The sequence below is a fragment of the Enterococcus sp. AZ149 genome, from assembly GCF_051714285.1.
In the GTDB taxonomy this organism is placed as follows: Bacteria; Bacillota; Bacilli; order Lactobacillales; family Enterococcaceae; genus Enterococcus_D; species Enterococcus_D entomosocium.
On the sequence record NZ_JBIORO010000001.1, the window covers coordinates 1,385,287 to 1,407,668 of the forward strand.

A 22,382-nucleotide genomic window follows, 5' to 3' on the forward strand; every position below is an offset into this window, starting at 1 on the left:
ATAAAACTACTATTCCAATGCTTGTTGCTGTTCTTTATCATGCTAAAGCGAAAAAGCGAAAAAAGCAAGAGTTTTTTCGCTTTTTCTTAAAATCGCTCCTTTAAAACTAATGTAGCAAGACGGTCAGTCGAAAGACAGCGGATCTATTTTCGCCCTAAGTGTCAAATGCAAGAGGTGAAGCCCGTCAGTTTCTTCAATCCGGATACTTCCTTGGTAGGCTAAACAAAGTTGTTCTAGCATTTGCATGTCAGCCTGCATCGCCTGTCGTTTGGTTTCATTGTTCTGTAGTTTTTCTCCTTCTTCATTTGAGAGAAGCGGCATTTGGCAGTCGATATGCAACTGGCCGTTCGTGTCATTCACCCTCAACGCGAGTCTTCGCTTTTGAGGATCAGTGACCGCACAAGTGTATCGGATGGCGTACTCTAGGCAATGAGCGATCAAGGATAGACGATCATTTTCCGCCAATTGTTCCAGTGGTTCTATGATGCCATCACAGGCAAAGGTGATCCTTTTTTGAGCAGCTGTGTGTTTATAATTAGCAAGCAGCATCGTCGTGAGTGATTCTTTTTCAACGGAAGGACTCGTTAACTGCTGCTTGATCTGTTCTTCAATCTCACTAAGGCCTTCATAGGCCGCTGCCAACTGCTGATCTTCTAACATATCCTTGATGGTATGGGTTCTTTGTTTGATGGTTCGTAAAACTTGCTGCCATTTTAACGTTTGTTCAGGGCTGATCGCTTGTTGGTTCTCATATAAACGCACTTTGATGTCTGCCGTATCGATCTGCTTATTTTTACCCTCGCTGGCAAAAAAGAGTTCAAGGAAGCCGTAGCAAGTAAAAATGATAATTAATAAGAAAAAGATGATCGAACGCCAATTGATATCAGATTGTGGCAAAACTAAAATATCCTGAATATACAAGAAACAATGACCAATAGCCGCAATCACGATCCAAGGCGCACAAATGACATAAAAAGGATTTTTTTTCAATGCTTCATAGATTGCTGCAAAAGAAGTAACGAAGGTACTGGTAATATTCAACAAGAACATATAATTCATGATGACGGGCAAACTTTGTGCTTGGAAAAGTGCGAAAAGTATCGCTAACAGACCGAATGAATAGTGGAAGTATAACCATTTCTGGTAGTACTTGCGAATAAAATGCATATTCGTGCAGTAAAAGCCGATCAAAAACATTGGTGTAATAATAGAAAGAATATTTAACATTACAGAGTTGACGATTGGGGGAAACAGTAGTCCACCAAGCATATCGCTGAAGCCCGCTTCCAAGCCTGCTGTTAAGGCAAAGCCGCTGAATAAGAGAGAAGATGTTTTCAGCCTTCGTTGATTGATAAAAGAAACTAAGACATAAAATAAATTGATGATACAAATAAAACCAGTAAATAAAAGAATGTAAATATTTAAAATTGACAGACTGAAGACATAGCCGATCAGTGCATTTGCAGGGCCAAAAAAGACTTCTGCTGGGAAGCCAGAATAGGTGTCAAAAGGACTAGTCACGTATATTTTCAAGGTTTTACCAACATAATCCTCAGGCAAGGTGATAAAAGACAATGTTTTGCCTGGATGATTGAGAGTCAGTGGATCATTGGGCTCATCGTTGGTGTAAATTTCTTGATCATCGAGATAGACAGTCATGTGTTGATGATCGCCAATTAGTAACATTGTAGGGTATTTATAATCGTTGGTCATTTTTCGCTTCATCACAAAACGATCATTGGCTTTTACACTAGGTAAATGTTTCACATAACGGCTAATAAAAGTAGATTCGGGATTGTCCTCAGCATAGAAAATCCAGTCTTCCTTTTTCTCCACTGCATGGATATCAGAAGTTGGGAATAAAAAAAGAACGAGAAAAAAGACAATACTTCCCAGTAAAAATAGGACCAGAAGGATGAAGGGAATCCAACGCTTTAAAAAAAACTTGTTATTTAAAAAAGGCATACTTTTTCTCCTCTGTTTTTTAATCGCCTTTAGCATAATATAAATAATTAAATAAAGTCAAATAATAATCGAGTAATCTTCGTATAAAAATTCAACGAAACGTTTTTAAATGTTTGAAAAAAATAGAGTTATGTTATAGAATCATAAAAGAAACTGAGGTTTAGAAGGAGAATAGAAAATGAAGCTTTTTCCAAAACAAAGTATCATGCTCTCACTTTTTGTACTGATGTTCATGCTGCTGTCTGTACTAATTGTGGTGATCCCACATGCGTTTGGTTTCACAATGGCTATTGTTGCTAGTGATGCAATGGAACCGACATATTCTGAAGGGACACTCCTTTTTGTAAAAAAAGCTTCTGAAGATAATTTAGTGGTTGGCAACGAAGTAACGTATTATGTTGATCAAGGTAGACAGATGCGGACGCGGCGAATCGTTGCGGTTGGGGAAAATCAATCGGTGCTCTACACCATTGGCGACAATCAAAATCAGATGGAACCAAACGAAATTCAAAAAAGTCAATTGATTGGCCAGCCGATATTTTATATTCCTAAAGTAGGGGCCTGGTTGAACCAAACGACGATCCAGCTGTTTAAAAACATGTATCTTCTTTTCGCCTTGTATATATTAGCAACGACGATGTTTGTTACGTTTTACCAAATCAAATCTGGCTCAGTAAAAAAGACGATCACTTCTTAATAAATCAATGAAAAAAGACAAAGAAACCCTTACGTTTCTTTGTCTTTTTGTCTCTTTCCCCTTTATAGGATGAGTGTTCCGCCAAGTCCCACCATCAAACATAAGGATAAAAACAGCGTATCCATAAAAGTGATTCGAAATGTCTTGGCATAAGTTCGCTTTCCTTCACCGTCGAAACCTCTTGAAAGCATTGCCGTCGCCAAAAGTTCGGACCAGCGAATGGATTTGACGAGTAAAGGAATCAACATTTTGAAAGAAAACGAATTGACTGAGATTCCTCTGGAACGCATGCTATTGCGGATGTTTTGATACTCTGCTGGAATGATCGGAGCAATTTGAAACGCAGCGAGCAGACCGTACGCAAAAACGGCAGGCAGGTGCAGCTGTTGCTGCAGCGAATAAATCAATTCATTGATCGTGGTCGTCACACTGAAAGAACTTCCCAGAATACCGAAGCAGTAGATTCGGCTCGCCATGTCAAGCCCATAGTGAATAGCTGCCGTTGAGGAGGGAGCGCCTTGATGGTCTTGATAGTAAAGGAGACCAGTGAAAAAGACCCCTACAGCTGCCAGTGTTAATGCAGAAAAGAGCAAAAGACTTTTTTTCAAGGAGCGCTCTTTTACAGTAATAACGAAGAATAGGACAGAGAGCAATAAATTCAATCTGAAATTATTTTGAAAAGAAACCACTAAGGCGAGTCCTAAAATGGCGAATAACTTGACTGTGGGATTGAGTGTACGCATCTGCGACCTCCTTTTGATAGCAATTGAAATCAATGATTTGCGAGCAAAACTGTTGCAACAATAAGACATCGTGACTAACGATCAAAACTAACGTGCCAGTGGTTGCTTTAGCAGCTAATAGCTCCATGATCTGCCAAGCTTGTGTGACATCTTGACCATATGTCGGCTCGTCTACTAGCAGTAGGTCGACCGGGCGCTGCAGTAAGGAGGCAACAGCCAAGCGCCGTTGCTGTCCTTGACTCAGTAGAAAAGGCGACTGGGCACTCTTGTTTTGCAGACGCAATTTTTCGAGTAGTTTGTCGCTCTCGGTCGGGGCGCTTCCTTGGCTAAGCTCTTGCGCAACGGTAGCTGCCAAAAATTGGTCTTGCGGATTTTGCATGATCCAACTGATGGAGCGAAAAGGTGACGGATACTTCTTGATTGGTTTACCTGCCAAAAGAATATCCCCCTTATAGGCCTGCTGCTGTAAAATAGCTTTTAAAAACGAAGACTTGCCGCTGCCGCTACGTCCAGTGATTCCAATCAGTGAGCCCTTATCAAAGGCAAGATCTGGGAAAACAATTTCATGGTTTCGGATGGGTAATCGGAAATTTTGAAATGAAAGCCGTTTTTCGTTAGAAGTCGATTTAATGTTCACAAGCGGCAGCGACTTGCGTAGGTGCTGATCAAGTTGGCGGAGCGCTGCTTGATTGATCGTTCTGAATTCCTCTTCAATCAGCAGCCACTCATCGACCCAGTTAGCGGTCTCTTTGATTTGATGATCGATCAATAAAATACCAAGAGCATTTTTGTGTTGGATTTGCTGCAGTTTTCGTATGACTTTTTGACTTGTGTCCGAATCCAAATTGGCAAAGGGTTCGTCCAAAAGCAAGTAACGACTTTTTAATATCAGACAACAAGCCAATGCGGCTAGCTGTTTTTCACCACCAGACAAGGTCGTGAAAGGTTGATCAGCAAGGTGGGTAATCTCGCAAAATGCCAAAGCTTCAGCCACTTTGTTTGGCATGTCTTTTTGGGGAATACATTGATTCTCTAAACAGAAAAGCAACTCTTCTCGAGGAGTTGCCATGCAAAATTGCATATCAGGATTTTGAAACAATAAGCTGACGGACGTGCTTCTTTCCCGGATGGAAAGCTGGTTCATCGTTTGGCCGTCAATCGTATACGTCCCTCCATCAAACCCCTTCTCATTTAGTCCCGCTAAGAGATGGAAAAGGGTGCTTTTTCCTGTTCCTGAAGCACCATAAATCCCTTTTGTTTCACCAGGGGCCAAAGACAGAGTCAATTCAAGTCGCTTTTGATCCACCAAAAAACTGCCGTTTTTTACCGACAGGCTCATGCGGTTTTCCGTTTGACGATGACCGTTTGATCTTCAGCAATGGGGTAACTGTTGAGGACCCCCATCCGTGTCAAGTGGTCACAGACGATCTTCACTAAAAAGGCTGAAAAGAATAACGAAGAAAGCAAGCGAATAAGAAAGATCGCCAACAGCAACTGCCATTGTAGGTTAATGAAATTTGACCGAATGATTCCCCAAAGAAAACTCGTGATCGTGGCGCCCACGGCTCCAGTAACTAAAGGGAACCACCCGTAGCGTCGGTAGCGGCCTAATGCAAAGCCGGCTTCTGTTCCGATCCCCTGTACAAAACCGCTAATAAAAATGATAGGTCCATAAAAATTTCCCATAAACACTTCTAAAAGAGCCGCAATCATTTCAGTGATCGTAGCTGCTCCCGGCTTACGTAGCACATATCCGGCAAAAGCTGCCGCCATGAACCAAACACCAAAGATAAACTCATTGGCTAAGACAGATAAACCAAAGGGCGTTAGAAGCGTACCTAACAACAATCCGAAATGGACAGCCCCAAGATAGATCACGCCAAAAATCAACGAAGCAATTCCTACCATGATGACATCTTTCAAAGCCCACTTAGTCATGTGGCATCGCCTCCTTTTTTGAAGGGCTATTGACCGAAACAGTCGCTTCCAGAACATAGTGGGGGAGATGGTCATGGGCATAAGCTAATGCGGCTTCAAAATAAGCAAAGAGTTGGCTTGCTGATCCGGTCAGCATCGTCACATAGTGAGCGGAACGAGGGCTCAAGCCATGAGTCTCTGCCAGTTGGACGATCGTGGCGATTTCTTCCATATAATGATTTTCGCCAAATACGTAAAACGAATATTTGCAATCAACCAAAAAGTCACCATTCGCAAGGTTCTTTCCTTTATTGGGTTGCGCCTGTTCGCCATTCAAGAATGTGTCACCCGCAGTGTCTCCGGGACAGCCTTTGGAAAAAGTAAACTCACCCACGAGGTGTGTCTTTGATTCGTAGGCGTTGATAAATAGCGCCTCTGCTGCGTCTATGACACTAGGCGCTTCCCCTCGAAAAAGGGTACTGAACAGATCGGTCTGCTGCCAAACAGCGCTCGTATTCGTTTTTTCGATACTTGTTAAAATTTGTTGCGCGAAATGGTCTTTCATTGGGTACAAGCTAACTCGGCACCCCGTGATATCGATCCCATCTGCCGCACAGGCGATTGGTTCATTTGTCATTTTTCTCTTCTCCTCTCGATGGTTTTTCTGTCTACAAAAAAAGCGTTCCTCCTTTTTCTATCCACACGTAGACAGAAAAAATGGGAACGCGAAAAATCATGCGCTGCCACTTCCCTACGTTGGTACTAACCAAATCAGGTTCTAAGGGACCAGACATACGTCTATCTCAGCATAAAGCGTCCCTAGTGGATAATCTTGTATTCAATTACCCCTCGAGTGTAGCACAGGAGGCGACAAAGGACAATAGATAGCGATTTTCGTCATTTGCCGATTGTTGCCGAATCAACCGATCCATTCAGTAAGTTAATAATGATATCAGCAGTGGTACATATGAAAGTTTTTACATATAAAAAAACATCTTGAAAAGCTGTTGACAAGGAGTAAATAGTTGTGTAAAGTAGAAAACCGATGGTAAAACGTAAACGTTACGTTTTGTTTTTGTAAATCGTAATTGATTTATCAGTGTTTTGCCGAGGAAAAGGAAATATGGAAAAATAAAAAGGAGTGTATTTTGAAAATGAAGAAGTTTTTTAAAATAACGATGTTATCAACAGTAGCCCTAGCTTTGGCGGCCTGTGGACAAGGAGGCTCTGATGCAACTGAACAATCAGGCAACGCTGCTTCTGATAATGAACAAATCCAGGTCATGGCTACGTTTTATCCGATGTATGATTTTGCTCGTCAAGTTGTAGGGGATGAAGGGGAGGTTGAATTATTGATGCCCGCAGGCACTGATTCCCACGATTATGAACCTTCTGCAAAGGATATGGCAAAGATCCAAGATGCGGATGTTTTTGTTTACAACAACGAGAACATGGAAATGTGGGTTCCTTCGATTGAAGCCACGTTAAATGACGGGGATGTGACAGTGGTTAAAGCCACAGAAGGAATGGTCCTGTTACCCGGTGACGATGACCACGACCACGATCACGATCATGACCACGGCGATGATGGTCATTCTCATGAATTAGATCCCCATGTCTGGTTAGCCCCAAGCTTAGCCATGAAACAAGTAGAGGCGATCCGTGACCAGCTGAGTGAGGCTTATCCAGCGAAAGCGACAGCCTTTGCTGAAAATGCGGCAAATTATTTAGCACAATTACAAGATCTTCATGAATCGTATGAAGAAGCATTTAGCAATCCGGCGCAAAATCATTTTGTAACGCAGCACGCCGCTTTTGGTTATTTAGCTTTAGAATACGGATTGACCCAAGTTCCGATCTCCGGTCTTTCACCAAGTGAAGAGCCTTCCGCTTCACGGATCGCAGAACTAAAAGAGTTCGTTCAAGAAACAGGCATTCAGACGATCTATTTTGAAGAAAATGCCAAAGACAGCATTGCCCGGACGTTAGCGTCAGAAGCAGGAGTCGAATTAGCTGTTTTGAACCCATTAGAAGGCTTGACCCAAGAGCAGATGGATAACGGGGAAGACTACATTTCAATTATGGAGCAAAACCGCGATGCCTTGAGAAAAACCACCGATGTAGCAAATGACAAAGAAATGGCTGAAGCCGAAAAAGAAAAAACAGTTTATAACGGCTACTTTGAGGATGCCGATGTACAAGACCGTCCTTTATCTGACTGGGCAGGAGACTGGCAATCCGTTTACCCATTTTTACAAGACGGAACATTGGATCAAGTGTTTGATTATAAAGCAAAAATGGACAAGAAAATGACAGCTGACGAATACAAAGAGTATTATACGACAGGGTATCAAACGGATGTTGCTCAGATCAAGATCACAGACAATACAATGACATTTATTTTTGATGATGGTACAGAGAAAGAAGCCAAGTATGTGTATACTGGCAAAGAGGTTTTGAACTACTCAGCTGGTAATCGTGGCGTACGCTTCTTATTTGAAAGCACCGATGAAGATGCGGCGTTCAAATATATCCAATTTAGCGACCATATGATCGCACCAGGTGCTTCACATCATTTCCATATCTACTTTGGCAACGAGAGTCATGAAGCGTTACTAGAGGAAATGGAGCATTGGCCGACCTATTACCCAACGGGGATGAGCGGATTAGAAATTGCACAGGAAATGCTCTCCCATTAAAAAAAAGATTGACAATCCTCGCTCTTTTCGTCAAAGTAAACTTGATAGGAAGGAGCGAGATTTTTTTGGAAAAAACATTGAAGAAATTAGCGAAAGTGATTGACCGGATGATGGATCACGTTGATTTGTATGGCGGACCCAGTGTGGTTAGTGACGACGATCTTGAGCATTACTTAGATCCTGTTTTTTACTTGATCTTTTGCGCGGAAACAGATGGCGGCATGACCAAACTAAAAGACAAAGTCTTTGTTGAATGGGTATATACTGAAATGCTGCCTCAAGAAGTACCGTACAGTCTAAATTTTCTTCCGTTTGCCAAAACAGCCATTGAAGACTTTTATTACTGCATGTATAAAGAAAAGCATATTACCAAATCGCAATACCTAGAAATTGCCTTTGTATTGGCTGAAAAACAACCTATCTTTTTCGCTCGGATGTCCAAACCACAGTTTTGGTCAGCTGAAAAGAAAGAAGCGATGTTAGCAATGATTAAAGACACCGATCCCGAAGAACATGATCTATTGCCCGTTGATGACCCACGGATTGCTGCAATCTCGCCAAAAATCGTCCCATTTCCAACAAAACATACGGCCTTTGATGACGCAGCAGATACGCCGGTCGCCTATCAGGTCCGTATTGATTTAGAAGGATACCGTCCGCCAATTTGGCGTCGTTTGATTATTCCTGCAGGGCTGACCTATGAACAGCTACATATTTTGATCCAGATTGCCTTTGAGTGGATGAATCAACATTTGTATTTGTTTATTGCTGGCTCGAAATCGATCGGCTTAGGCAATTCCGTTCCAACGGATGCGTCCGCTATTGACCAAGATTTTCAGTATTGTAAGTCCATGACCTATATTTATGATATGGGGGCAGATTGGACACATAAGATCAAGATTGAAAAAGTGTTGACAGCAGAGGATCATCCGAATCCGGTCGTCCCGGTTTGTATCAAAGCTGTGGGCGATGTCCCGATCGAAGATGCCTTTGATGATGATATCCGTGAACCACTGGATCGTGAGATCATCAATGAAGTTTTACTCGATTATTGGGAAACAGGAGAATATGTTTAACTAGTAGTTAGGAAATTGTCCGTAATTTTACAAGAATCAAACAGCAAAACCACCAGACCGTAACGGTTCTGGTGGTTTTTTAGTGGTTTCCTATCAAAGGCGCTTCTTGATATACTCTGTCATCGGTTTGGTGTAGCACGAGAAGTCTGTTGGTTGCGCATGTACCTCATTGATCCGATTTGCTAGAAGATAACCGATGTAAGGTCCCGTCGTTAAACCGGAAGAACCTAGCCCGCTGGCGGCGAACAAATTCGTTTCATCAGGCACTTCCCCAAAGAAAGGCGCAAAATCAGAGGTGTAAGCGCGTGTGCCGACTCGCATAGTCATTGGGGCAGCAAAGAGTGCTTCGGGGTCTTCAAGAAAAGCACCGATTCCTGTCATCAATTGCTGTTGGGCTGCTTCAGTAGGTGTCAAATCCCAACCAGCATCATTTTCATGAGTAGCGCCTAATAAAATTTGACCATTAGAGAAGGGAATCAAGTCGCCTTCGCCTTCTAGCATGGCGACCGGCCAACTGTTTGTCGGCAGGTTGGTGGCAAAAGAGAGCAACTGGCCTTTTTGCGGACGGATATCAACCTGATACCCTAAAGGTGATAACAAGTCTAGTAATCCCGGTCCAGCTGTCAGGCAAAGAATCTCGGTCTCAAGAAAGTGATCCTTGGTTTTGATTTGCCAATGGTTGTCGGTTCTGACGATCTCAGCTTTTTCTTCAATAAAAGTCACTTGCTGCTGCTGAGCGTTTGCTTTTAAGTGGGCAAGATAAGCCTGACCATCTAAGCGGCCACCGCCTGTGATTCGTAAAGAGGGCATTTCTTTTAGTAATGGCAATACCTCTTTGGTTTGTGAGCCCGTCAGTAAGTCGATTTCGCCGATTCCTGGTGCCGCCTTACGTCGATTTTCAGCTAATTCTGCCAGTTCTTGAAGCGCCTTTTCTGGTCGCACTACTAAAGTGCCACATGGGGCATAGATGGATTCATCTAAAGCAAAATCCCGTACCAATTTCGGGAAGAAAGCGGCTCCGTCTTGTGCTAACTGGTACCATTTTTTATTGCGGCGTTTGGATAACCAAGGGGAAATGATGCCAGCGCTGGCAGATGTTGCTTGACCGATGAGGGAATCAATGACAGTCACGTCAAATTTGGTTTTATCAAGATAATTGGCGAGGGTCAAACCGATGATCCCACCGCCGATAATCATAACTTTTTTCATAGTAGAAGACTCCTTTGGTTGATTTCATTGAAAAGCGAATAAAAAGCGAAAGTTCTCTTAATGCCGTTTTCTTTGCGTACTTAATTGCGTATAATAAGGAAATGGAAAAGAGGGTATTATGCAAACTATTCAAACAGTCTTAAAAGAACATTTTGGCTATTCACAGTTTCGTGAAGGTCAAGAGACGATTATTCAATCTATTTTAACACAACAAAATGTTTTGGGAATCATGCCCACAGGTGGAGGGAAATCCATTTGTTATCAATTGCCAGCGCTCTTGCTGGATGGAGTGACCTTGGTCATCTCCCCTTTGATTTCATTAATGAAAGACCAAGTAGATAGCCTCGTTGATATGGGGATCCCAGCAGCGTATATCAATTCTTCCTTGACAGGAGCACAGATCAATCAACGCTTGCAAGAAGCACGCCAAGGGCGAATCAAACTGCTTTATGTTTCGCCAGAACGCTTAGACTCAGAATCTTTCCGCTACTCATTGCGGCAGATGCCGATCGCTTTATTGGCCGTTGATGAAGCCCACTGTATTTCCCAATGGGGACATGATTTTCGCCCGAGCTATCTGCGACTCGCCGAAACGATCGAAAACTGGGAGCAGAAGCCAACGATCGTTGCCCTTACCGCGACAGCTACACCCAAAGTTGCCGAAGACATCGAAAACTTACTTTCAATTCCGGCAGAAAATCAAGTCAAAACCGGGTTTGCTCGGGAAAATTTGGCTTTTCAAGTCGTCAAGGATCAAAAAGATACCTACATCACAACGTATTTGAAAATGAACCAAGGACAATCAGGTATCATTTACGCCAGTACCCGCAAGGAAGTGGAACGGATCTATCACCTGTTGAAACATGAACGCGTGTCCGTCGGGTATTACCATGGCGGACTTTCAGAAGAAGAGCGCTCATTTTTCCAAGAAGAATTTCTTTATGACCGCCTGCAAGTGATGGTAGCGACCAATGCATTCGGGATGGGAATCAACAAAAGCAATGTCCGTTTCGTGATCCATGCCCAGATACCTGGAAATTTGGAGTCTTATTATCAGGAAGCCGGGCGTGCCGGACGAGACGGCGAACCCAGTGATGCGATCTTACTTTATGCTCCACAAGACATGCAGATTCAGCAATTCTTTATCGATCAATCCGAATCAGATATTCTTTATCGCCAAAACGAATACTTGAAATTGCGGGAGATGAGCCAATACGGACATACCCAACTGTGCTTACAGCGCTATATTTTGCGTTATTTTGGAGAAGATGGCCCCGATTGCGGTCGTTGCAGCAATTGCCTTGATGAAAGAGAACAAGTGGATATCACAGTGGATACACAAAAAGTGTTGTCATGTGTGAAACGAATGGGCGAACGCTTCGGGAAAGCCTTGGTGGGGAAAGTGCTAACGGGCTCTGGCGACCAAAAAGTCAAACAGTGGGGCTTTGAAAAGTTACCAACTTATGGATTAATGAAAGATTGGTCTCAAAAGGAAGTCAATCAGCTGATCGATTATTTAACAGCATCAGGGTATCTTTTGCCGTCAGAAGGGCAATACCCTTTGTTAAGTGTGACCAATGCGGGGATTGATGTGTTGCTTGGAAAAGCAAAAGTTTATAGAAAACAAACCAAAGTCAAACAGTTAGTGGTTGATGATGAACTGTTCGATCAACTGCGCACCTTACGATTGAATCTCGCACAAGAACAAAATTTGCCGCCGTATGTCGTTTTTTCTGATAAAACACTGCGAGAATTGGCGGAAGTTCAGCCAAAAACGCCGATCGATTTTTTACAGATCAAAGGGGTTGGCCAAAACAAATTGGATAAGTATGGCGATGCCTTTTTAGCATTGCTTTCTGAATACGAAAAGACGGAAAGTGATTAAAATAGACCATTTTCTCTACGATAAGACAAAAAAACAGCAGGAAGGGACGAAAAATCAGTGATTACGATTCGACCGGCAATAGCTGCAGATCAAGCGTTTTGGTTTTCTTTGGATACTCACTTACCAAAGGAAGTCTTCGCCAAAAAGATAATGGAAAAAACTGCTTATGTAATAGTTGCAGATGAACAGCCAGTAGGGTTACTGCGCTACAATTTTTTCTGGGACACGATTCCTTTTTGTACCATGTTAGTGATCGCAGAAGCGCATCAAGGCAAGGGACTTGGGAAACGGTTGGTTACTTATTGGGAACAACAGCAAAAAGCAGCCGGCCATGCTCTTTGTTTGACTTCCACGCAAGTCGACGAGCAGGCACAGCATTTCTATCGCAACCTTGGTTACCAAGATGCCGGTGGGTTACTTTTGACAAGTCCTGGATTTGAACAGCCGATGGAATTATTTCTTATCAAACAGTTGTGATGTTTTTGCTAGCTTGTGGTACATTGATAGGAGAATGAGAAAATAGGAGCGTTTACTATGTCTTTTTTTGGAAAAATCGATTTCAATGAGTTATCAGAGACCGATCGTGCGATTTATCATTATATGTCGAGCCAAAGTGATAAGATTCCCTATATGCGGGTCCGTGAGATCGCGCTTGAATCCCACACCTCAGCTTCTTCTGTTATGCGCTTTATCCGTAAATTAGGGTATGAGAGCTTTACAGAATTTCGTACCCAGTTCAAAGCACCTGAGTTAGATGCTGTCAGTTTTTTTAGTAGTATGACCGTTTTGGATCCGGAACGCTTCCCGCGAGACATCGAAGGAAAAATCCGGCGAATCGCTGAACGAATGCTGGAATGTGAGAATATTATTTTTTATGGCATCGGTGCGTCAGGTTCAATGTGTGAATATGCTGCCCGCCGTTTTGCCACGATCGGATTTAACAGTTATGCTTTGGTGGATAATACCTATCCAATCTTTGCGAAGCTGAAGCATACGTCAGACAATATGATCGTGGTCCTTTCAATCACCGGAACGACCACCGAGATCATTGAAGTGGTCAATGGCTTTCGTAATAATCCTGACTTCACCACTGTAGCAATCACCAGTGACGCCAACAGCACACTGGGGCGAATGTCCGATTATGTCTTAGACTATTCAGTTGATGTGAAACGCATCAACAAGTATGAAGATTTGACGACGCAAATTCCTTGCCTTTTCTTAGTCGAAGCGTTGTCGGAGACGGTTCGTCAGTTTTCTTTATCCGCAGGGGAATAAGCTACATTTTTCCTTTAATAAATGAAAAAAACAAACAGGTTTAATGGATCAAGAGACTTTTCTTTTGATGACTTTTGGACCTGTTTGTTTTTTACATTTTAGCAAGCTAATTACGGTTCAGTCTTGTTGATAGAAAATGAGAGGGACGCCTGACATGAAGCGTCGATTCAAGGTGTCGAGGATTAAAGGAATAACGTAATTTAAGATCATTGAGCTTTTTGTTGTATAAAAGGGAGATGGCAAGTTTCTAAAATAGTTGCAACAATAACATATGAATGAAACGTATGTTTTTTTTAACTTCATGCAGGATATTCATCGATCGAGGAATATCGTGAATTTTATTCTAAGTAGAACATCGATATAATTAGTATGACATGTTTGAAAACCATGGTTTTTGAGATATCAAGTACGACTACGATCAAGATAGAATGAATTCCATATAAACAGTACTATTTAGGCTTTTGTAAAGAGATTGGCTTTAATAAAATAACACGTCTCAAAAACGATCGTTTTCGAAATGAACAACTCACAAGGAGGAGGGAGAATGGATATCAACGGTGCATCTATTAGAGGAAGGGCTTTGAAAGTATGTTTGGTCTTATTGTTCGCTTTCGGGTTTACAAGAACGAGTTTTGGCGAGGAGAGACGTTCAACGGAAACGGAGGGGACAGTGGGGTTTACCGGGATTTATGAGCCTTTGGATCAACCAGAACCATCTCCACCAACCGGTCCTGTTCCGCGTCCACCGCAAGACACGGGTAAACCCGGCGGGCAGCTGCCCCAGACAAACTTCATTCAACGGTTGGATTGGGTGATTCTTGGAAGTCTCTTGCTGATCACCGCACTTAACATATACGTAGTAAAACAACTTATCAAAAAAGGGAAATCAACATTCCCTAAGTGGGGCTAGATCCCATGGGGAAAATAAGAGAAATGACATTTAGGAGTGAATGCGATGAACTCATTTTTTCGCAAAAAAAATAAGTGGTTGCTGGTTCTACTTGCCTTACTCCCACTGATTACAACATTAACAATCATGAATGCCGAGACGATTTTTTCGTGGACACCAGAGGAAGAACACGAGGAGAGGGCCGACGATGAAGTGAGTGGAGAAATCTCCTTTGCGGAGGAACTGATCCAAGGCGAGGTCGAGCACGTAATAGATTTTATTTTCTACTCAGAAGTTGCCCTCGAAACGGTGGACATCGCGTTGCCTCAGGAAATAATCATTGATCAGGAAGCTTTGAACGATGAAATGACGGTGGTAGCAACAGACCACGAAGGTGTGTGGCAGCTGAACAGCGAGACCCCACAAACGACTTTTGTCTTACCGATTCTTGTGGATACGATCGGAGAATATGAGATCATCGTTGCCGAGACTGCTACGCAGCGCCTGCTGATCTTAGATCATACGGAGGCCGAAGACACTGATTCGACGGAAGAAGAGAATGACTCTGCGGAAGCAGATCAAGCAGATCAAGCAGATGAGGCTGCGGATGAAGTAGGAAGAGAGGCAGAAGTAGATGATAGAAGTGATACTACAGCTAAAATTCGAATTGAGCGAGCAGATTTCTTAGATCATTTTGATTTGCAAGGACACCCTATCGATGCTACTTATAACGAGCAAACAGGAGAAGTGCTGTTAACGCCCAATCTATCAGATCACGTTGGTAATGTTACTTTAAAAGAAAGGCTCAGTTTGGATCGTCCATTTACGCTAAAAGGCAAAGCAAATATCGGAACGAGATTAGACGGAGCCGATGGCATTGCTTTTGGCTTTCACAATTCGGCTACAGATGAAGTCGGGTATCCAGGAAATGCGTTTGGTATTGGCGGTTTGATCGATGGCTTTGGGTTTAAATTGGACAATAATTATAACACTACACCTAGTGTTTTTGAAGAATTCACGAATCGATTTGAGGTGATTAGAGATCCAATGTCTGTTGGCGGTGCGCCATTCGCTGGATTCATCTATCATACAGGTCCGCGAACGATGGCGACCTATACCGGCAATGATGCATTACCGCAAAGAGCTGGAAATCGCTTGGGACATGATTTGGATGTACTTATTCAATATCAGCCGGATGAAAATGGGAGATGGTTTCAAGTCGATTATGACAATCGGACATGGCGTAGAGATATTAGTGATTGGCAACCTGAGGATGTTTCTGCGATGGCTTTTCTTATTACTGGAAGTACAGGTGCAAGGAGTGATCGCCATACCTTTACTTTTGATTGGATGGAATATCACATTGGTACTGGAACCGTCCATGTAAACTATCTGGATCGAGAGACAGGGGTGGATATTCTACCAACTGAAACATTAGAACTACCATTACGTTTCCTTCATACCCTTGACCCCAAGAACCGAGAGAGCGATGAACCCTATCAGTTAGGGTATGACTATTATGGGGTTGAGTTTGACACAGAACACTTTGACCCAGGTACATTTGATATTATGCCGCAGCCTTTCCATCAGAATGTTACTTTTTTATTTGATCGCGTGCCATCGAACATCAAGATCAATCACATAGATGAAGAAGGGGTAGCATTGAGGGAACCAACCTATCAAGGAGAATTCGTAAATGAATCGGTCGATATCCTTCCTGAGGAGATTCCTTATTACCAATATCTTTACGAGCGGGACGGTCAGCCGCTGGAAACAAGAGTCACCCGAGATGAACAAGAATACTGGCTGGTGTATGGTTTGGAAAGTACTCCGTAACCAGTAGACCCTCTTGATCCGGATACGCAAGTAAATCCTGAGAATCCGCCTGAGATTGATGCAGAACAAGGGTTTGTCAGCTTGGATTTTGTTTCCCAATTCCAGTTTGGGACAGTTGGCATTCGGTCAGAAACGACGACCTACGATGCCCTGCCGCAAAAACTCCTTCAGCCGGCTGATCCAAATGATAATCTACGGCCTAATTATGTGCAGGTTTCAGATCGGAGGCGGGAAAATTCTGGATGGACCCTCCGTGCAACCTTACGAGAGCCTTTTGAAAGTGATGAAGGGCATCAACTGACTGGTGCTAGAATTTTATTAGACAATATCGATGTAGTAACGACTCGAGAAAACGTGTCTGAGCCACCTACTCATAAACAGCAAGCAGCACTGACTGTTGGAAATGCGGAGATAATCGCACAAGCAGGTGCCAACCAAGGCAGAGGCACTTGGGTCCAGCGCTTTGGCGATCGAGAAACAATGGATCAAAGTGTCAAACTTGAGGTGCCAATTAGTGCGACTCCTCAAGCCACGAGATATTCAGCAACCATTCTTTGGGAACTTTCATTTGTTCCTTAACAATAAACAAAAAGAAGCTGCAGCGAATTGCAGCTTCTTTTTGTTAGCATCGGAGAAGACACAATGTCGGATGTATCAGGGGATTTGGTGTTATCCATTATTCATGGTACACCTTGTACCATGATGAAGATTTTTCCTTTTTGCCATGAGTTGCACCAAAGTATGAAGACCGTCTTTTTTTGAAAACGTTTTTAATTATACTGAATGAAAGGAATCGGCAACATGTTGCTTCTGCTAAGAAGGAGCAAATGCCGCAAGTTCGATAAGCAAAAGAAGAGAGCCTAATGATTGGAGAGAATAATAGTGGAAACCGTAAAACTAAAAGAACTGATTGACCAAATGACTGTAGCTGAAAAAGTGGGCCAGTTGGTCCAACTGACGCCAGATTTTTTTGCGCAAGGAGGAGAAATCACCGGTCCGATGCAACAATGGCACATGAGTGAAGACCAATTATTTTCGATTGGTTCTGTGTTGGGCACTCATACTGCGGAACAAGTGTATGCCATCCAAACGTCTTATCTTGAGAAAAGTCGCTTAAAGATTCCTCTTGTTTTTATGGCAGATGTTATCCATGGGTATGAAACGATTTTCCCAATTCCACTGGCCTTAGCATCTTCCTTTGATGCGCAGTTAGTGGAAGAGGTTGCTAAAGCTTCAGCAAAAGAAGCGGCAGAAGCTGGTGTCCATGTCACGTTTTCACCGATGGCGGATCATGTTAAAGACGCGCGCTGGGGGAGGGTCTTGGAAAGTAATGGGGAAGATCCGACCTTATCTGCGGTGTTGACGGCTGCTTATGTACGAGGGTATCAAGGAACTGCTTCCCTTGCAGAAAATAAACAGCGAATTGCTGCTTGTGTCAAACACTTTATCGGCTATGGCGCTGCAGAAGGCGGCCGGGATTACCATACTGTCGATTTGTCTGATCTGGAGCTCTACCAAAATTATCTGCCCGCGTTTCAGGCGGCGATTGAAGCTGGTGCAGAATTGGTCATGACTTCTTTTAATACGATCCAGGGTGTGCCGGCCACAGCCAATCAACCATTGTTGCAGGAAGTATTGCGAGAAAAGCTTGGGTTTGATGGCTTGATCATCTCAGATTGGGCAGCGGTGGCGGAATTGATGGCGCATCGTGTAGCTGCTGATCGAAAGGAAGCCGCACAGAAAGCTTTTACTGCAGGTGTCGAAATGGATATGATGAGTGATTGCTATTTGAACGCACTAGAGCAAATCATTCAGGCAGATCCTGCTATGAAAGAGCAGTTGAATAAGGCGGTTTTTCATGTGCTACATTTAAAGAACAAGCTAGGCCTTTTTGAAGACCCTTATAGAGGGTTAGCACCGGAAAACTTAACGCCTAGACTCTTAAAGGAAACCCGTCTTCTTTCAAGAGAAGCAGCAAAGCAAACAACGGTTCTTCTGAAAAACCAGGCACTGTTGCCTTTGCAGAAAAAACAAAAGGTCGCGCTGATCGGTCCCAAAGCAGATTCAAAGGATCTTTTGGGGGCTTGGTCGTGGATCGGCAAACCAGAGGCTGCGGTCTCCTTAGCGGAAGGTCTTTCTCAAAAAGAAATTGACTTAACTGTCTTATCGTACCCTGATGGGGAAATGTTGACGAGCGCCTTTCTTGATGAGGCGTGTAAAGTCGCTAAAGGAGCTGAGGTCGTTTTATTGGCTCTGGGGGAAACCAGCGAGGAAGCGGGAGAAGCGGCAAGTCTGACCAAACTTTCTTTATCAAGAAAGCAAGAAGCATTGATTGAAGCAGTAAGTCAGGTCAATCCTAGGATCGCAACGATTCTTTTCTGTGGCAGACCACTGGTTTTGACCGCCATCGAGCCTCTTTGTCAAGCAATCATGATTGCCTGGTTCCCTGGATCAGAAGGCGGTAATGCATTGGCAGATTTGTTGATGGGCGAATCTGAACCGCAAGGACGTTTAGCTATGAGTTTTCCAAGGGCAGAAGGACAGTTGCCGTTGACTTATGCTCAACTCTCTACAGGTCGGCCACTGACAGAAGAGAATAGTGATCAAAAATATATTTCGCGCTATATGGATGAAAAAAATGAGCCGTTGTTTTCTTTTGGCTCGGGGATAGGCTATAGTAAATGCACGATTACCCACACCCAAATCATTATTCCTCAGGAAAAGGGTGCGCCATTTGAGATCAGTTGCACACTGAAAAATGAGGGCGATGTGCCGCATACAACGACATTGCAACTCTATAGCAGAGACGATGTTACGGAAGTAGCACGACCGATGAGGGAATTGAAACAATGGCAAAAAATCCATCTTGCTGCAGCCGAAGAAAGGCAGCATTCATTCTATGTTACACCAGAGGATTTTGCTTATGTTCATTCCGATTTCTCGACAGAAAGTGATCCTGGTACGATTTCCTTATACCTTGGCTTTGCTGCTGCCTCAGCGAAGTTGATTGGTACGCTCACGATTTAAAAGCCTTTCGAGGCTTTTTTTTTCGGGTACAACTTGTACCAAAGTGGCACAGGTTTCAAGGTGCTGGTACATGCGCCAACTAGTCCTAGAACCATTGTGGGTGAAAACGTTTTTATATATAGTTGGTTTATCGGATGGCCAACCTTAGAGTGGTCGTTGATTTTTTCAGAAAAATAAAAACGTTTTTATTTTTGGGAAGAATCCTTCAGGAGGGGAGAATCATTTGACAAATCGAATCACGATTCGGGAAGTGGCAAAGGAGGCAAACGTGTCGATTGCGACCGTGTCTAAAGCATTAAACGGTGTCGATGTTGTTCGGCCCGCAACGAAAGAACGTGTGATGGCTGCCGCGCAGCGGTTGCATTATGTCCCAAATTTGATGGGCAAACAATTAAAAAACACGAAAACCAAGATGCTTGGTTTTTACACCACCAGCATTAAGGGCCCCTACTTTAGCGTACTAGTTGAAGCCATTGCCAGAGAGGCAGAAAAACATGGGTATGCAGTCAACGTGTTTTTATCTGCAGATAAGCGCGTTGTCCTCAATAGTATTTTAGGTGGTGTTGTTGATGGCATTATTGGATTTGAAGATTTTTTAACGAAGCAGGATTTGGCTGCGATGGAACGAGAACAAATCAAAGCCGTCTTTATCGATCGAAACATTCAAGAGAAGAACTTCGGCAGTGTAGTCTTTGATTCTTTCGAAAAAGGGAAAGCAGCCACCGAGTATCTTTTGTCACTTGGCCACAAAAAAATTGCCTTTATCAGTGGTATTACTGGTGTTTATGATAGTGATGAGCGTTTAAGAGGGTATTTAGAAGCATTAAACGAGGCAGGGGTTTCTAAACGGTCGGACTATCAATTGCAGGGGTTCTTTGAAGAAGAACGAACGAGAGTCCGCGTGCAACAGTTTTTGCTAGAGCAGAAAGATTTACCCACAGCGTTTCTGGCGGGAAATGATCTTAGTGCGATCGGAACGGTCAAGGCGATCCATGAGACCAAGTGGCGGGTGCCGGATGATTTCAGCGTAATTGGCTTTGATGGCATCGATCTCTTGGACTATTTCATGCCTCGGTTGACGACTGTGAAAAATCCAATCCAATTGCAAGGGGTCACGGCAGTAAACCACTTGATCGAAATGATTGAGGAAAATGCATGTGGTGTCTCCTACGTTTTACCAGGAGAATTGAGTATTAATCAATCGACAAAACAAGTAAATGAATAATGAGGGTGAAGCAATGTTTATTGGAATTGATGTTGGAGGAACGGCTATCAAATATGGTGTGATTTTGAGAACGGGTGAAATTGTGAAGAAAGGACAGATGCCAACCATTCATGAAAAAGAAAAATTTTTGCAATCCATCACAGCATTGATCGAATCGCTGCAGCAAGACGCAATGATCGAAGGTGTCGGTATTAGCGCACCGGGCATCATCCAAAAAGATGGCACGATGATCACGGCAGGATCAATCAAACCGCTTTATGGAATCAACCTAAAGTTGGAATTAGAGAAACGTGTCAAGCTGCCAGTCCTTGTTGAAAATGATGCCAATGCTGCAGCGATTGCTGAAAAATGGCTTGGGCATGCACAGGCTTGTGAGAACTATCTTTGTCTTGTTGTGGGAACTGGTATTGGTGGCGGGATCATCGTCAACAATCAGCTCTATCGAGGCAGTCATGGCATGGCAGGTGAATTTGGGTGGATGCTGATCGACACATTGCCTGAACAGGGAAATCTAGAGTCAGTTTCCTTGAATCAACGAGCAGCCATCGTGGGTGGTCTTTGCCATCAGTATCAACTGGCACTTCAGCAACAAGGGCGAAGTGATCTGCCTCAAGATGCAGTCGAGATCTTCCAGAGAGGAGAACAAGGAGAAGTAGTAGCGAACCAAGTGATTGCTCAATTTTTCCAAGATTTATCAGTGGGCTTACTGAATTTGATCAGTACATTTGATCCCGAGCTGATTTTGGTTGGTGGTGGGGTCAGTGAAAATGATGGTTTCATGACAAGGCTTGAAGAGACCATGAGCCAGCTAAAAGCTCGCCATGAAAGTATTGGTTATTTAGAAGGTCGCACGATTGCACCGATTCAACGAGCAAAATTAAAAAATGATGCTGGTATGATTGGTGCGGTCTATCAATTGATGAACCAATAAAGGAAAGCATGTATTTCCTTTGGGTGAAAAAGTAAGCGTTTTAGAAAGGGTGGAAAAATGGAATCAAAAGGTGTCATGCTAAAAGCAACCCCACAGAAAAGGTCATTTTTGCAAAAACTAAAAAGCCAAAGCTTTTATCAAGCGATGGTTTGGCCAGGTATTATCTTGATGATTATTTTTAATTTTATCCCATTGTATGGGATCGTTATCGCGTTTAAAGATTACTCAGTTCTTGATTCGATCGCAAATGCGGAGTGGGTCGGTACTCAATATTTTCAAGAATTTTTTAGTGATTCAATGTTTTGGACGGTGATGAGTAATACATTGGGCATCAGCTTTTTTAAACTACTGATTGGCTTTCCAGCGGCGATTGGTTTAGCGGTATTGATCAATGAAATCGTTCATGTGCGCTTGAAGAAGGTCGTTCAAACGGTGTCTTATTTGCCGCACTTTCTTTCTTGGGTCATCTTAGGTGGCATGTTTATTACGTGGTTGTCTGATACCGGTCTGGTCAATAATCTACTGTTAGGTTTTGGGTTGATCGATGAACCGATCCGCTTCTTGACCGATCCCGAAAAATATTGGGCGATTGCAGTCATTTCCGATATTTGGAAAGAAGTTGGCTGGAATACGATTTTATACATCGCTGCTATGACGGGGATCAATCCAGCTCTTTATGAAGCAGCTAGAATGGATGGCGCCACGAAGTTCCAGCAGATCACGCGGATCACGATTCCTTCGATCCGTCATATTATCGCCTTGACATTTGTTTTGTCAGTGGGGGGGTTATTGGGTTCAAACCTCGATCAGACACTCGTCTTACAAAACCCTGTCAATTATCAGTCCAGTGAAGTCATTAATTCATTTGTCTATAAAATGGGGATCCAACAAGGAGACTTCTCCTATGCGACCGCCGTTGGCCTGTTTGTGTCGGTTGTTTCTTTGATCCTCGTAGTAGGAAGTCATCTTTTGACCAAAAAAATCAGTGATGAATCAGTCTTTTAGAGG

The 22,382-nt window shown here is 43.2% G+C and carries 17 protein-coding genes, 1 pseudogene, 1 riboswitch and 1 other annotated feature (1 of these 20 running past the window's edge); of the genes and pseudogenes, 12 read left to right on the plus strand and 6 right to left on the minus strand.

Annotated elements, in window-relative coordinates:
- Positions 1–27, minus strand: a binding site (T-box leader) (it extends 178 nt beyond the left edge of the window).
- 96 nt (positions 28–123) lie between these two features.
- Complete coding sequence (locus IGI94_RS06515) at positions 124–1,965, minus strand: hypothetical protein (protein WP_438899560.1); 1,842 nt, start codon at positions 1,963–1,965, stop codon at positions 124–126.
- A 178-nt stretch (positions 1,966–2,143) separates the two neighbouring features.
- Between IGI94_RS06515 and IGI94_RS06520 the strand changes: the two genes are divergently transcribed.
- Positions 2,144–2,662, plus strand: coding sequence for a signal peptidase I (locus tag IGI94_RS06520; protein ID WP_016613282.1), 519 nt, complete (start codon positions 2,144–2,146; stop codon positions 2,660–2,662).
- A 62-nt stretch (positions 2,663–2,724) separates the two neighbouring features.
- Here the strand turns inward: IGI94_RS06520 and IGI94_RS06525 are convergent, their stop codons facing one another.
- The 4 genes from IGI94_RS06525 to IGI94_RS06540 are packed head-to-tail and all read right to left on the minus strand — an operon-like array spanning position 2,725 to position 5,959.
- The gene (locus tag IGI94_RS06525) at positions 2,725–3,405 is read right to left on the minus strand and encodes an energy-coupling factor transporter transmembrane component T (protein WP_086299561.1); all 681 of its coding nucleotides are present in this window, start codon (positions 3,403–3,405) and stop codon (positions 2,725–2,727) included.
- On the minus strand, positions 3,332–4,744 hold the full coding sequence (locus IGI94_RS06530) for an ABC transporter ATP-binding protein (protein ID WP_008381568.1): 1,413 nt from the start codon (positions 4,742–4,744) through the stop codon (positions 3,332–3,334). Before IGI94_RS06530 ends, IGI94_RS06525 begins: the two co-directional genes overlap by 74 nt.
- Positions 4,741–5,343, minus strand: coding sequence for an ECF transporter S component (locus IGI94_RS06535; protein ID WP_005236560.1), 603 nt, complete (start codon positions 5,341–5,343; stop codon positions 4,741–4,743). Before IGI94_RS06535 ends, IGI94_RS06530 begins: the two co-directional genes overlap by 4 nt.
- Positions 5,336–5,959, minus strand: coding sequence for a YkoF family thiamine/hydroxymethylpyrimidine-binding protein (locus tag IGI94_RS06540; RefSeq protein ID WP_005236559.1), 624 nt, complete (start codon positions 5,957–5,959; stop codon positions 5,336–5,338). Before IGI94_RS06540 ends, IGI94_RS06535 begins: the two co-directional genes overlap by 8 nt.
- A 94-nt stretch (positions 5,960–6,053) precedes the next feature.
- Positions 6,054–6,153, minus strand: a riboswitch (TPP riboswitch).
- Positions 6,154–6,476: 323 nt separating this feature from the next.
- Between IGI94_RS06540 and IGI94_RS06545 the strand changes: the two genes are divergently transcribed.
- Complete coding sequence (locus tag IGI94_RS06545) at positions 6,477–8,021, plus strand: zinc ABC transporter substrate-binding protein AdcA (protein WP_008381566.1); 1,545 nt, start codon at positions 6,477–6,479, stop codon at positions 8,019–8,021.
- A 65-nt stretch (positions 8,022–8,086) separates the two neighbouring features.
- Complete coding sequence (locus IGI94_RS06550; RefSeq protein ID WP_008381564.1) at positions 8,087–9,097, plus strand: plasmid pRiA4b ORF-3 family protein; 1,011 nt, start codon at positions 8,087–8,089, stop codon at positions 9,095–9,097.
- A 93-nt stretch (positions 9,098–9,190) separates the two neighbouring features.
- Here the strand turns inward: IGI94_RS06550 and IGI94_RS06555 are convergent, their stop codons facing one another.
- A complete protein-coding gene (locus IGI94_RS06555; protein WP_016613285.1) occupies positions 9,191–10,306 on the minus strand; it encodes an NAD(P)/FAD-dependent oxidoreductase in 1,116 nt (371 codons plus the stop codon).
- A 118-nt stretch (positions 10,307–10,424) separates the two neighbouring features.
- Here IGI94_RS06555 and recQ point away from each other — a divergent pair, with 118 nt between their 5' ends.
- From recQ to IGI94_RS06600, 9 genes and pseudogenes are all read left to right on the plus strand, one after another.
- Positions 10,425–12,191, plus strand: coding sequence for a DNA helicase RecQ (gene recQ / locus IGI94_RS06560; RefSeq protein WP_005236551.1), 1,767 nt, complete (start codon positions 10,425–10,427; stop codon positions 12,189–12,191).
- Between the two features lie 57 nt (positions 12,192–12,248).
- Positions 12,249–12,668: a GNAT family N-acetyltransferase gene (locus IGI94_RS06565; protein ID WP_005236549.1), complete on the plus strand. Its 420-nt coding sequence runs from the start codon at positions 12,249–12,251 to the stop codon at positions 12,666–12,668.
- Between the two features lie 57 nt (positions 12,669–12,725).
- On the plus strand, positions 12,726–13,466 hold the full coding sequence (locus IGI94_RS06570; RefSeq protein ID WP_005236546.1) for a MurR/RpiR family transcriptional regulator: 741 nt from the start codon (positions 12,726–12,728) through the stop codon (positions 13,464–13,466).
- Positions 13,467–14,010: 544 nt separating this feature from the next.
- Positions 14,011–14,376, plus strand: coding sequence for a hypothetical protein (locus tag IGI94_RS06575; RefSeq protein WP_008381556.1), 366 nt, complete (start codon positions 14,011–14,013; stop codon positions 14,374–14,376).
- 45 nt (positions 14,377–14,421) lie between these two features.
- Positions 14,422–16,770: pseudogene (locus tag IGI94_RS06580) on the plus strand (lectin-like domain-containing protein).
- Positions 16,771–17,073: 303 nt separating this feature from the next.
- A complete protein-coding gene (locus IGI94_RS06585; RefSeq protein WP_438899561.1) occupies positions 17,074–19,218 on the plus strand; it encodes a glycoside hydrolase family 3 N-terminal domain-containing protein in 2,145 nt (714 codons plus the stop codon).
- Positions 19,219–19,441: 223 nt separating this feature from the next.
- The gene (locus IGI94_RS06590; RefSeq protein WP_008381553.1) at positions 19,442–20,443 is read left to right on the plus strand and encodes a LacI family DNA-binding transcriptional regulator; all 1,002 of its coding nucleotides are present in this window, start codon (positions 19,442–19,444) and stop codon (positions 20,441–20,443) included.
- A 13-nt stretch (positions 20,444–20,456) separates the two neighbouring features.
- Positions 20,457–21,374, plus strand: coding sequence for an ROK family protein (locus IGI94_RS06595; RefSeq protein ID WP_008381552.1), 918 nt, complete (start codon positions 20,457–20,459; stop codon positions 21,372–21,374).
- 57 nt (positions 21,375–21,431) lie between these two features.
- On the plus strand, positions 21,432–22,379 hold the full coding sequence (locus IGI94_RS06600; protein WP_005236531.1) for an ABC transporter permease: 948 nt from the start codon (positions 21,432–21,434) through the stop codon (positions 22,377–22,379).
- Positions 22,380–22,382 lie beyond the last annotated feature (3 nt).